This is a genomic window from Microbacterium sp. LjRoot205, from assembly GCF_056175745.1.
This window is the reverse complement of record NZ_JBGFFH010000005.1, coordinates 25,312-37,992: the sequence shown is the minus strand read 5'-3', so window position 1 is coordinate 37,992 and position 12,681 is coordinate 25,312. Positions and strand designations below refer to the sequence as shown.

Genomic DNA, 12,681 nt, shown 5'->3' with positions numbered 1-12,681 from the left:
GGTCCTCGGAGAGTGCGGTCGCCCGGATCACGGGCGCCTCGACGGTGGGGGATGCGCCAGGGTGCGGGCGCATCAACGATTGTATTTCGGATGCCGGGGGCCGCCGTCCGTTTTCGCGGCGCGCGAAGACGGCATCCCACCCATCCGATGCCGCCGTCCGGCGACTCCGCCCCGCGACAGGGTGAGAATAGGGGGCATGAGCACGCGCAGCGAAGCCGTCCTGGTCGATGTCGTCCGCACCCCCGTCGGGCGGGGCAAGCCGGGCGGCGCCCTGTCGGGTGTGCATCCCGTCGATCTGGCGGCGGGCGCGTTGGGCGCGATCCTCGAACGCAACGGTCTGGAGTCGCGGCAGATCGACGACGTGCTGCTCGGCTGCGTGAGCCAGGTGGGCGATCAGTCGTCGAACATCGCCCGTCAGGCCGTGCTCGCTGCGGGCTTCGACGAGACGATCCCCGCCACGACGATCGACCGTCAGTGCGGGTCGAGTCAGCAGGCGGTGCACTTCGCCGCGCAGGGGATCATGGCCGGGGCTTACGACGCGGTCATCGTCGGAGGTGTCGAGTCGATGAGCCGCGTGCCGCTCGGCTCGTCCGCAGCCGGCGGAAGCCCGATGTCGCCCCGCCTGCGTGAGCGCTACCCCGAAGGCCTCGTGAACCAGGGCGTCTCGGCCGAGCTCATCGCCCAGCGCTGGGACCTCGATCGTGCTGCACTCGATGACTATGCGGCAGAGTCGCATCGCCGCGCGGCGGATGCCTGGGGGAGCGGCTTCTTCGACCGCACGATCATCCCGGTCGCCGAGGCGCCGGATGCCGTGGTCGACGAGACCGTGCGCGCCGGCACGACGGCCGAAGGGCTCGCGGGGCTGAACCCGGCGTTCCGCACCGACGCGCTCGCCGCGCGGTTCCCCGAGGTCGGTTGGAGGATCACGCCCGGCAACTCGTCACCGCTCACCGACGGGGCATCCGCCGCACTGTTGATGAGCGCAGAGCGCGCCGACGCGCTGGGGCTGACGCCGCGTGCGAGGTTCCACGCGTTCACGGTGGTCGGAGACGACCCGCTGATGATGCTCACCGGGCCGATCCCCGCCACGCGGCGCATCCTCGAGCGCACCGGACTCACGATCGACGACCTCGACGCCTACGAGGTCAACGAGGCGTTCGCGTCGGTGCCGCTCGCCTGGGCCGCCGAGCTCGGGGCGGACGCCGCGAGACTCAACCCACGCGGAGGAGCGATCGCCCTCGGGCACGCTCTCGGCTCGTCGGGCACCCGCCTGCTCGGAACCCTCATCGACCAGCTCGACGCGGTCGGCGGACGATTCGGCCTGCAGACCATGTGCGAAGGCGGCGGCATGGCGAACGCCACGATCATCGAGCGCTTCTAGCCCCGGCATCCGGGATTCGCCCCGGCATCCGCACCGGCATCCGGCATACCCGTGCCGAGTCGATGCGCGCCAGCCGAGTCCAGATCCGGAGAATTCGGACGCGCGGAGGGCACACGGACGTGCGGAGCGCCCGCACGCAGACGGACAAGACAGAGAAGACCCCCGCCGACCCGATTCGACGGGGGTCTCTTCGGGAGCAGACGCTCACCGTAGGCGCGGATGACGTGACTACCCGATCCGGTCTGAGTCTGTGTCCGCGCATGTGCAGTTGTAGTCGGCGAAGGTGTCCGGACGGTGAACGCGACGAGAAATCCTCGTCGTCCGAGATTCGCCACTCTGGAAGCGTTTGCGACTTTCGACCAGCACCGCCCCGCGCACCCCTGACTTTTCGCCACAGCAACCCTGCAAGCGCTTGCAGTCGCGAGTGACGCCCTGCTAGCTTCACTCGCAAGCCTTCGGACACGTCGTCGTGTCCGCCCGCCACCCAGGGAGCATCACTTGTTCAAGCCGGCTCGGTCGAAGACGACCGCCTCACGTCCGCTCGCCATTCTCGCCGCCGCCGCGCTCGTCGTCTCGGGGTTCGGCGCCGCCGGCACCCTGGGCGCACCGCCCGCTTCCGCCGCCGATCGAACCGTGGCCCTCGTGGGATCGCTGCAGTCCGAACTCGGCTGCGCTGCCGACTGGGCGCCCGACTGCGCCGAGACCGAGCTCGAGCCCACGGGCGCCGAGGGCGTCTACTCCGCCGAGTTCGAGGTGCCGGCGGGCACCTGGCAGTACAAGGTCGCGCTGAACGACGGCTGGGACGAGGCGTACGGCCTCGACGGCGGCGCCGACGACATCCCCCTCACGGTCGCGGGCCCGACGACCCTGCGCTTCACGTTCGACGACACCCTCAAGCGGGTGGGTCTCGAGGCGACCGAGGTGCGCGGCGGCTACACGGCAGACGACGACGCGCTGGTCGAGAGCCCGGCACGTCAGGCAGGAGCCGGCGAGCAGTTCTACTTCGTGATGACGGATCGCTTCGCGAACGGCGACACCTCCAACGACGCCGGCGGCCTCGAGGGCGATCGGCTCACCACGGGGTTCGACCCCACCGACAAGGGCTTCTACCAGGGCGGCGACATCGCCGGCATCCGCGACAACCTCGACTACATCGAAGGCCTCGGCACCTCGGCGATCTGGCTCACCCCCAGCTTCGCCAACAAGCCGGTGCAGGGCGAGGGCGCGAACGCCTCGGCCGGGTACCACGGCTATTGGATCACCGACTTCACGCGCATCGACCCCCACCTCGGCACCAATGAAGAGCTGCAGGCGTTGATCGCCGACGCGCACGCCCGCGGCATCAAGGTGTACTTCGACATCATCACCAACCACACCGCCGACGTGATCGACTACGCCGAGGGCCAGTACTCCTACATCGACCAGGCGACGAGTCCCTACACGGATGCCGCGGGCACGGCGTTCGACCCGGCCGACCACGCGGGCACCGGCGGCTTCCCCGAGCTCGATCCGGCGACCAGCTTCCCGTACACGCCGGTGGTGGCCGACAGCGAGACCGACGTCAAGGTGCCGGCCTGGCTGAACGACCCGACGCTTTATCACAACCGCGGCAACTCGACCTGGTCGGGCGAGTCGGTCACCTACGGCGATTTCGACGGACTCGACGACCTGATGACCGAGCACCCGACCGTCGTCAACGGCTTCGTCGAGGTGTACGACAAGTGGATCGACCTGGGCATCGACGGCTTCCGCATCGACACCGTCAAGCACGTGAACTTCGAGTTCTGGGAGAAGTGGACAGCTGACGTCCTGGACTACGCGCATGAGCAGGGCAACGACGACTTCTTCATGTTCGGCGAGGTCTACGACGCCGATCCGGTGAAGCTCGCGCCCTACGTGCGCGACACCGACATGAACTCGATCCTCGACTTCACCTTCCAGTCCTCCGCCGTCAGCTATGCGTCCGGCAACTCGGCCAAGGGCCTGCAGTCCCTCTTCGCGGGCGACGACCGCTACACGACACCCGATTCGTCGTCGACCGCCCTGCCCACGTTCCTCGGCAACCACGACATGGGGCGGGTCGGATCCTTCCTGCAGTCGACGGATGCTCCGCTGCAGCGCGACGAGCTGGCGCACGAGCTCATGTTCCTCACCCGCGGCCAGCCCGTCGTCTACTACGGCGACGAGCAGGGCTTCACGGGCGCCGGCGGCGACAAGAACGCCAGGCAGTCGCTGTTCGCCACCCAGGTGGCCGAGTACGCGGACCAGAACCTCATCACGGGCGAGCAGGCAGGCTCCGTCGACCGCTACGCGACGGATGCCGCGCTCTACGAGCACATCGCCGCGCTGTCAGAGCTCCGCGAGTCGAACCCGGCTCTCGGCGAGGGCGCGCAGATCGAGCGCTACGCGGCGTCCGGCGCAGGCGTCTACGCCTTCTCGCGGGTGGATGCCGACGACAAGGTCGAGCACCTGGTCGCGGTGAACAACGCCGCGACCGCGCAGACGGTCGACCTCGCGACGCTGACCGCCGACGCCTCCTACGAGGTGCTCTACGGTGACGCCGCACCCCTCACCACGGATGCCGGCGCCGCCGCCTCGATCACGGTGCCGGCCCTGTCGGCCGTGGTCTGGAAGGCCGACTCCACCGTCACGGCGCCGACCGAGGCGGCATCCGTCTCGGTGTCCGCGCCGGCCGCCGGCGCCGGCGTCTCAGGTCAGTCCGCCGTGCAGGCCGACATCGCCGACCAGTGGGCGCAGACCAGCTTCGCCTGGCGCGTCGTCGGCTCTGACGAGTGGCAGGCCCTGGGCACGGCGGAGGACACCGATCCGCGTGTCTTCCACGACATCCGCGATCTCGCGAACGGCACGCTCCTCGAGTATCGGGCGGTGACGACCGACGCCGCCGGCAATCACGCCGCCGCCTCGACCTATGCCTCGGTCGGCAACGCGGTGACGCTCGAAGTGGGCGAGGAGCCCGAGTCGCCGATCGACATGGTGACGGTGCCAGGCAGCCTCAACTCCGAGATGGGCTGCGCGGGCGACTGGGATCCGGCGTGTGAGAAGGCGAAGCTGACCCTTCGTGCCGACGGCGTGTGGGAGGGGACCTTCGACCTGCCGGCGGGCGACTACGAGTACAAGGCCGCGGTGAACGGCAGCTGGGCGATCAACTACGGAGCGAACGGTGTGCCGGACGGCGCGAACGTCACTCTCGCCCATGCGGGCGGGCCGATCACCTTCTACTTCGACCCGCGCACGAACATCGTGCAGTCCACGGCAGACGGCCCCATCGTGACGCTGCCCGGCTCTCTGCAGGACGAGCTCGGGTGTGCGGCCGACTGGTCGCCCGACTGCCTCGGCACCCTGATGGCCGACGGCGACCGCGACGGCGTCTACGAGTTCTCGACCGCGGATCTGCCGACCGGCGCCTACGAGCTCAAGGTCGCGCACGGCCTGAGCTGGGCCGAGAACTACGGAGCCGACGGAGTGCCCGACGGCGCGAACATCTCGTTCAGCGCCACCGAGGGCACGGTGACGTCGTTCCGCTACACGCTGGCGACGCACGTGCTCGAGGTCGGCAGCGACACCCCGCAGCTCCCCGGCGTCGGCGAGCAGCGCGCGCACTGGGTCGATGCCGAGACGATCGCATGGCCGGCCACGCTCGGGTCCGTAGAGAGGACGGCCTTCCAGCTCTATTCCTCGGCAGACGCGTCACTCGCCGTGGTCGACGGCGAGGTCGCGGGAGCGGAGCCGATCGCGCTCGACGTGATCGACGGGGGTCTGACCGATGAACAGCTCACCCGATTCCCGGCGCTCGCCGGCTACCTCGCCCTGCGGGTGACGGATGCGGATGCCGCGGCGCTGCTGCGCACGCAGCTCGCGGTCGCCCAGCGTGACGAGGCAGGAGCGCTCACCGCGTTCACCGGCGTGCAGATCGCGGGTGTGCTCGACGACGTCTACGCGGCTGCACTCGACGACGTCGATCTCGGTGTGACGTTCTCGGGCAAGAACCCGACGTTCCGGCTGTGGGCGCCGACCGCGCAGAGCGCGACGCTGCTCACCTGGAACGAGGGTGCCGAGGGCGACCCCGTGCGCCACGAGGCCACATGGGATGCCGCGTCGGGTGTGTGGTCGGTGAAGGGCAAGAAGGATCTCAAGGGCGACGAATACCTCTGGGAGGTCGTCGTCTACGCTCCGACCACCGGGGCCATCGAGACGAACCAGGTCACCGATCCGTACTCGATCGCCCTCACGCGGAACTCGCAGCGTTCGGTCGCCATCGATCTCGACGACAAGGCCTGGCAGCCGAAGCAGTGGCAGAAGACGCCGTCGCCGATCGTGGAGCGGGCGGTCGACCGCGCGATCTACGAGCTGCACATCAGGGACTTCTCGATCAGCGACGAGACGGTTCCGGCTGCGGAGCGAGGCACCTACCTCGCCTTCACCCGTGACAGCGCAGGCACCGATCAGCTCACGCAGCTCGCGGATGCCGGCATCAACACCGTGCACCTGCTGCCGTCGTTCGACATCGCGTCGATCGAGGAGGACAGAGCGGTGCAGGCGATGCCTGACTGCGACCTCGCCTCCTTCGGCCCCGCCGATTCGGCGCAGCAGGCGTGCATCCAGGCGGTCGCCGATGCCGACGGATTCAACTGGGGCTACGACCCGTACCACTACTCGACGCCCGAGGGCTCGTACGCGGTCGATGCCGACGGCGGGGCGAGGGTCAGCGAGTTCCGGTCGATGGTCGGCGCGCTGCACGACATGGACCTGCAGGTCGTCCTCGACCAGGTGTTCAACCACACCGCGGCATCCGGTCAGGCCGAGAAGTCGGTGCTCGACCAGGTGGTTCCCGGCTACTACCACCGGCTCAATGCGGCGGGCGGCGTCGAGACCTCGACGTGCTGCCAGAACGTCGCGACCGAGCACCTCGCCGCAGAGAAGCTCATGGTCGACTCGATCGTGACCTGGGCGCGCGACTACAAGGTCGACGGCTTCCGGTTCGACCTCATGGGGCACCACTCGACGACGAACATGCAGGCCATCCGTGACGCGCTCGACGCGCTGACGCTCAAGAAGGACGGCGTCGACGGATCCGCGATCCACCTGTACGGGGAGGGCTGGAACTTCGGCGAGGTCGCGGACAACGCTCTGTTCGAGCAGGCCACACAGGGCCAGCTCGGAGGCACGGGCATCGGGACGTTCAACGACCGGCTGCGCGATGCCGTGCACGGCGGCAGCCCGGTCGATGCCTCGTCGACGTTCCGCCAGGGGTTCGGCACGGGTCTCGGAACCGATCCGAACGGCGATCCGATCAACGGCACCGTCGAGCAGGCGCTCGCCGACCTCGGGCACGAGACCGATCTGGTCAAGCTCGGGCTCGCAGGCAATCTGCGCGACTTCACGTTCACGACGAGCGACGGCGCAGTGACGTCCGGAGAGGCCATCGACTACCGCGGCTCGGCGGCGGGCTATGCCGACCAGCCGGACGAGACGATCAACTACGTCGACGCGCACGACAACGAGACGCTCTACGACCTCTCGGTGCTCAAGCTGCCGGTGGACACCCCGATGGCCGACCGCGTGCGCATGAACACGCTGGAGCTCGCGACCGTGACGCTCTCGCAGTCTCCGTCGTTCTGGCACGCCGGCACCGAGCTGCTGCGGTCGAAGTCCCTCGACCGCAACAGCTATAACTCGGGCGACTGGTTCAACCGCATCGATTGGACGGGTCAGGAGTCGACCTTCGGCTCCGGGCTCCCGACAGCCGCCGACAATGAGGAGAAGTGGCCGATCATGGCGCCGCTGCTCGCCGACCCCGCGCTCACGCCCGCCCCCGCCGACATGGCGGCAGCCGAGGCATCCGCTCTCGATCTGCTGCGCATCCGCGACGAGGTCGACCTGCTGCGTCTCGGCTCGGCCGAGCTGATCCAGCAGAAGGTCACGTTCCCGAACGGCGGAGCGGGCGCAGCGCCCGGCGTGATCCTCATGCAGATCGACGATCTGGCGGGTCCCGATGCCGACGCAGAGCTCGACGGAGCACTCGTCGCGTTCAACTCCTCGCCCTCGCCGGTCACGCAGACGGTGACCGGCTTGGCCGGGCGCTCGTTCGCACTGACGCCGGCTCAGGCGAACGGAGCGGATGCCGTGGTCAAGACCACCACCTGGGACGCCGCGACCGGCACCGTGACGATCCCCGCCCGCTCGGTCGCCGTGCTCGTCGACGACCAGGTGCAGCCGATCGACACCCGCGTGCGTGCCACGTCGGACACTCTCGTGAAGGCGGGCAGGAGCGCGACCGTGAAGGTGACCGTCACCGCAGACGACGGCAGCGCCCCGGTGGGAACTGTGACGGTGCACGACCGCGGCAAGGTCGTCGCCACGATCGAGCTGACGCCGGCCGACAAGGGCAGGGCCACGGTCTCGGTGCCGAAGCTCGGTCGAGGGATCCACCTGCTCACGGTGCGATTCGACGGCACGGAACCGTGGCAGGACTCGCGCGGTTCGCGCAGTCTGCCCGTGATCGTCTACTAGAACGAGGAGACCGGATGCCGGGCTCATGTCCCCGGCATCCGGTCTTCGGTGCGGCTCGCTACCAGGCGTAGGCCTCGGGAGCGGTACCGCCGGGACCCGGCCAGATGCGGTCGAGCTCGGCGAGCGTCTCGGCATCCAGCGTCACGTCGAGCGCCTCGACGGCCGAGTCGAGCTGGTCGATCGTCCGCGGGCCGATCACGGGAGCCGTCACCGCCGGCTGGTGCAGCAGCCAGGCGATCGCGACGACACCGGGGCGGATGCCGAGCTCGGCACAGAACGCCTCGTAGCGCTCGATCGCAGGACGACGGTCGCCGAGCGCGTCGAGACTCGACCGGGAGCGATCGGTCTTCTGGAGCACCCCGCCGAGCTGTCCGCTGGCCAGCGGCGACCAGGGCAGCAGCCCCATGCCGTACTGCTCCGCGGCGGGCACCACCTCGAGCTCGACGGTGCGCTCGGTGAGGTTGTACAGCGACTGCTCGGTGACCGGGGCCGGATAGCCGGATGCCGCCGCGATCTCGTGCACGCGCGCGAGGTGCCAGCCGGCGAAGTTCGAGCTGCCGAGATAGGTGATCTTGCCCTGCTCGCGCAGCGTCGCGAAGGCGCTGAGCGTCTCGTCGAGCGGCACCTCGCGGTCGATGTGGTGCATCTGGTACAGGTCGATGCGGTCGGTGCCGAGTCGCCGCAGCGATGCGTCTACCGAGGCGCGGATGTGCACAGCCGACAGACCCCGATCGTTCGATCGCGGGCCCATCACGCCGAACACCTTGGTGGCGACGATCAGGTCGTCGCGGGTGCCGCGGTCCTTCATCCAGCGTCCGAGGATCTCCTCCGACTGCCCGGGGTGGTCGCCCCACCGGCCTCCGCCGTAGACGTCGGCGGTGTCGATGAAGTCGATGCCGGCCTCGACCGCGCGATCCAGGATGGCGCGCGAGGCCTCTTCGTCGATCACGGGACCGAAGTTCATGGTGCCGAGGGCCAGGCGGCTCACTCGAGCGCCGGCTCGTCCGAGACGGGTGTACTGCATCAGCTGTTCTCCTTCTGCGAGTGGTGCGGTGGTGGCGAGTCGCTCGTGTCGATGAACGCCCATCCGAACGCGCCGAGCTCGCGGCGTGCATCGGTCGAGCCCGTGAGCACATCGGTGCCGATCACGTCGACGTCGATCGGCTCGGCGCTGTGGTTGATGACGGTGAGGATACTGCCGCGGCGCGCGATCTCGACGTGCTCGGGGAGCCCGGGGATCTCGGCGGCCACCCCGGCCTCGGAGGCGAGCCAGCCCAACACCGCGGTCATGCCCGCGTCGTCGGGGATCGTCGCGAGGTAGAAGCCGTTCCCGGCACCTGCCCGCTTGCGAGTGAAGGCCGCGCGCCCCGCGGTGCGACCCTCGGTGAAGCGGCCGAGCACCTCGGCATCCTGCACGATCAGCTCTTCCGCGAAGTACTGCCCGACGATCCGGCCCGCTGGTCCGTCGAGCGGTGCCTCCGACTGGCCGGGCCCGTCGGGCACGGCGTGGCTCGCGACCTCTCCGGCCGAATCCGCCGAGCGCACGGACTCGGGCGGCACGAGCGCCCCGAAGTCCTCGAGCGCGACTCCGAGAACATCCCGCAGCGAGACGATGAACCCGCCCTCGCGGAAGGCGTCGTCCTGGTCGACCACGTCGCTGAACGCCGAGATGAAGAGGTTCCCGCCCTGCTCGACATAGGCGGACAGATTGGCCGCGCCCTCGTCGCCGAGCAGGTACTGCTGCGGTGCGACGACGAGCGAGTACGCGCTGAGGTCGCTCGTGGTGTTCACGATGTCGACAGCGAGGTTCTGTCTGTGCAGTGCCGCATGCCAGCGGTGCGCGAGCGTGAGGTAGTCGAGCGCGATCGGGTGGTCGCGGCCGTCGATGGCCCACCAGTTCTCCCAGTCGAAGACGAGCGCGATCCTCGCCCCCGACGAGACGTCCGGAAGGTCGGGCAGCTGGGCGAGCTGACCACCGAGCTCTGTGACCTCTCGCCAGGTGCGGGTGTCGAGCCCCGCCTGCGGCACCATCGCCGAGTGGAACTTCTCGCTGCCCCGGCGCGACTGCCGCCACTGGAAGAACATGATGCCGTCGGCGCCGCGCCCGACCGCCTGGGCGCTGATCGCCGCCATCTGGCCGGGTGCCTTCGGGGCGTTCGTCGGTCGCCAGTTCAGGGCGTTCGTCGACTGCTCGGTGAGTATCCACGGCACGCCGGGCTTCAGGCCGCGCATCAGCTCGCGCGCGAACGCCGCCCCGCGGAACGACTCGGGGTCGTTGGGGTCGGGGTAGTTGTCGTCGCTGATCACGTCGACCTCGACGGCCCACTTCCAGTAGTCGGCCGGCGGGAACGCGCCCATGAAGTTCGTGGTGATCGGCTGGGTGGCCCCCGAGGCGCGGATGATGTCGCGCTCCATGACGTACAGCTCGAGCAGGGTGTCGGAGGTGAAGCGCTTGAAGTCGAGCACGCTCGTCGGATTGATGCTGTACGGCGCCTTGCGCGGCGGCAGGATCTGCTCGAACGCCGTGTAGCGCTGCGACCAGAAGTCGGTGCCCCACGCGTGGTTGAGGGCGTCGATCGTCGAGTACCTGCGCTGCAGCCACAGCCGGAAGGCGTCGCGCGCCGAGTCGGAGTAGTCATAGTGCAGATGGCAGCCGTACTCGTTGTTGACGTGCCACAGCACGACGGCCGGATGATGCGCATAGCGCTCGGCGAGCGCCGTGACCAGCTCGGCGGCGAGGCGGCGGTACACCGGTGACGAGGGGGCGAAGGCCTGTCGGCTGCCCGGCCAGAAGGTCGAGCCGTCGGCATCCTGGGGCAGCATCTCGGGGTAGGCGGTCGTGGCCCACGGGGGAGGGGATGCGGTGGTGGTGGCCAGGTCGACCTGGATGCCGCCCTCGTGCAGCAGCCCGATGATCTCGTCGAGCCACTCCCAGTCGAACTCACCCTCGGCGGGCTGGATGCGCGACCACGAGAAGATGCCGAGGCTCACCATCGTCACGCCCGCTTCGCGCATGAGCCGCACGTCTTCGGGCCACACCTCTCGTGGCCACTGCTCGGGGTTGTAGTCGGCGCCGTAGTGCATGGGTCTCCAGGGTCGAGGTCGATGACCGGTCCTGACGACCCTACTCGGGAAGCGCTTTCCTGGAAAGAGCACGACCCGGGGGTCTGCGATACAAGGACGCCCTAGTAAATCGACGGATCCCGAAGTACCATCGTCATAGTGCCAACGACGGCGCGAAGGGACATCGCACAATGACTCGTACCATTCCCCACTTCGTAGGCGGAAAGCACCTCACCCCAGAAGGGGGTCGCTTCGCCGACGTGTTCGATCCGAGCACCGGATCCGTCCAGGCGCGCGTGCCGCTGGCCTCCGCCGGCGAGGTCGCCGACGTGATCGCGAACGCCGAGGCCGCGCAGGTCGAGTGGGCCGCGACGAACCCCCAGAAGCGCGCTCGCGTGCTGCTGCGATTCCTCGATCTGGTGCAGCGCGAGATGCAGTCGCTCGCCGAGCTGCTCGCGAGCGAGCACGGCAAGACCGTCGACGACGCGAAGGGCGACATCCAGCGGGGCCTCGAGGTCATCGAGTTCTCCGCGGGGGCTCCGCACCTGCTCAAGGGCGAATACTCGACCGGCGCCGGTGCGGGAATCGACGTCTACTCGATGCGGCAGCCCCTCGGCGTCGTCGCGGCGATCACACCGTTCAACTTCCCCGCCATGATCCCGCTGTGGAAGGCGGGGCCCGCGCTGGCCGCCGGCAACGCCGTGGTGCTCAAGCCCAGCGAGAGGGATCCCTCGGTGCCTGTGCGCATCGCCGAGCTGTTCCTCGAGGCAGGACTCCCCGCCGGCGTGCTCAACGTCGTGCACGGAGACAAGGAGGCCGTCGATGTCCTGCTGACCGACGACCGCATCCGGGCCGTCGGCTTCGTCGGCTCGACGCCGATCGCCGAGTACATCTACTCGACGGCCGCCGCGCACGGCAAGCGCGCGCAGTGCTTCGGCGGTGCCAAGAACCACATGATCGTGATGCCCGACGCCGATCTCGACCAGGCCGTCGACGCGCTGATCGGCTCGGGCTACGGCTCGGCGGGCGAGCGCTGCATGGCGATCTCGGTCGCGGTGCCGGTGGGGCAGGAGACCGCAGACGCTCTCGCCGCCAAGCTCACCGAGCGTGTGGCGCAGCTGCGCATCGGACCGTCGCTCTCAGCCGACGTCGACTACGGGCCGCTGGTCACGCGCGCTGCCGTCGAGCGGGTCGAGGGCTATATCCAGCAGGGCGTCGACGAGGGCGCGACGCTTCTCGCCGACGGGCGCGGGTTCTCCGTGCCGGGGCACGAGCAGGGCTTCTATCTCGGCCCCACGCTGTTCGACCACGTCACCACCGACATGGCGATCTACCGCGAGGAGATCTTCGGCCCGGTGCTCGTGATCGCCAGGGCCGCCGACTACGAGGAGGCGCTGCGCATGGCATCCGAGCACGAATACGGCAACGGCGTCGCGATCTTCACCCGCGACGGCGACGCCGCCCGCGACTTCGCCGCCCGCGTCGAGGTCGGCATGGTCGGTGTGAATGTGCCGATCCCCGTGCCGATCGCCTATTACACGTTCGGCGGGTGGAAGCGCAGCGGATTCGGCGACCTCAACCAGCACGGCGCCGACGCCTTCCGCTTCTACACGAAGACCAAGACCGTCACGAGCCGCTGGCCGTCTGCGGGGATCCGCGACGGCGCGAGCTTCGTGATCCCCACCATGCACTGACGATTCTTGTTC

5 protein-coding genes are annotated in these 12,681 nt (G+C 69.1%); 3 read left to right on the top strand and 2 right to left on the bottom strand.

Annotated features, from left to right (window positions below; genetic code table 11):
- Positions 1-196 precede the first annotated feature (196 nt).
- Both AC04ME_RS11605 and pulA read left to right on the top strand, forming a co-directional pair.
- Positions 197-1,381 carry a thiolase family protein gene (locus tag AC04ME_RS11605; protein WP_455903690.1) on the top strand — a complete coding sequence of 395 codons (1,185 nt, stop codon included), beginning with the start codon at positions 197-199 and terminating at the stop codon, positions 1,379-1,381.
- A 498-nt stretch (positions 1,382-1,879) separates the two neighbouring features.
- Positions 1,880-7,912: a pullulanase-type alpha-1,6-glucosidase gene (gene pulA / locus AC04ME_RS11600; RefSeq protein ID WP_475435083.1), complete on the top strand. Its 6,033-nt coding sequence runs from the start codon at positions 1,880-1,882 to the stop codon at positions 7,910-7,912.
- Positions 7,913-7,970: 58 nt separating this feature from the next.
- Here the strand turns inward: pulA and AC04ME_RS11595 are convergent, their stop codons facing one another.
- Positions 7,971-8,936: an aldo/keto reductase gene (locus AC04ME_RS11595; protein ID WP_455903688.1), complete on the bottom strand. Its 966-nt coding sequence runs from the start codon at positions 8,934-8,936 to the stop codon at positions 7,971-7,973.
- Positions 8,936-10,996: a beta-galactosidase gene (locus AC04ME_RS11590; RefSeq protein ID WP_475435081.1), complete on the bottom strand. Its 2,061-nt coding sequence runs from the start codon at positions 10,994-10,996 to the stop codon at positions 8,936-8,938. The genes AC04ME_RS11595 and AC04ME_RS11590 overlap by 1 nt, the downstream gene beginning before the upstream one ends.
- Before the next feature lie 170 nt (positions 10,997-11,166).
- Here AC04ME_RS11590 and AC04ME_RS11585 point away from each other — a divergent pair, with 170 nt between their 5' ends.
- Complete coding sequence (locus AC04ME_RS11585) at positions 11,167-12,669, top strand: CoA-acylating methylmalonate-semialdehyde dehydrogenase (RefSeq protein ID WP_475435079.1); 1,503 nt, start codon at positions 11,167-11,169, stop codon at positions 12,667-12,669.
- Positions 12,670-12,681: the final 12 nt, after the last annotated feature.

Coding starts and splice junctions, on each gene's coding strand:
- AC04ME_RS11605 (WP_455903690.1), top strand. CDS start 197: ATGAGCACGCGCAGCGAAGCCGTCCTGGTCGATGTCGTCCGCACCCCC.
- AC04ME_RS11595 (WP_455903688.1), bottom strand. CDS start 8,936: ATGCAGTACACCCGTCTCGGACGAGCCGGCGCTCGAGTGAGCCGCCTG.
- AC04ME_RS11590 (WP_475435081.1), bottom strand. CDS start 10,996: ATGCACTACGGCGCCGACTACAACCCCGAGCAGTGGCCACGAGAGGTG.
- AC04ME_RS11585 (WP_475435079.1), top strand. CDS start 11,167: ATGACTCGTACCATTCCCCACTTCGTAGGCGGAAAGCACCTCACCCCA.